Source organism: Microvirga sp. HBU67558, from assembly GCF_018069605.1.
In the GTDB taxonomy this organism is placed as follows: Bacteria; Pseudomonadota; Alphaproteobacteria; order Rhizobiales; family Beijerinckiaceae; genus Microvirga; species Microvirga terrae.
The window spans coordinates 1-280 of the sequence record NZ_JAGPUP010000091.1; the positions used below are offsets into that span (position 1 = coordinate 1).

Annotated in this window: 1 pseudogene; it reads left to right on the top strand. The window is 69.3% G+C overall.

From position 1 onward, the window contains the following. Positions 1–248, top strand: a pseudogene (locus tag KBI52_RS00365) (IS4 family transposase); the annotation flags it as partial. Between the last annotated feature and the right edge of the window lie 32 nt (positions 249–280).

The following is a 280-nucleotide window of genomic DNA, read 5'->3' on the forward strand; positions in this document are numbered from 1 at the left end:
CCGAACTGAAAGTGACGTTGCCAGGGGAGCGCCTGATGCTGCGCTCGCGCCGGGCCGATCTCGTGGAGCAGGAGCTCTATGGCCTGCTGCTGGTGCACTTCGCGCTGCGGCGGCTGATGCACGAGGCCAGTCAGCGGGCCGGCTGCGATCCGGACCAGCTCTCCTTCGTGCATGCGGTGCGGATCGTGCGGCGGCATCTGCCGTTCCACGCCGCGTTTTCCCCCTCGGCGGCGCCAGCGCATGGGTGAGTGCGTGCTGATCGAGCTGATCGCGCTGCCGG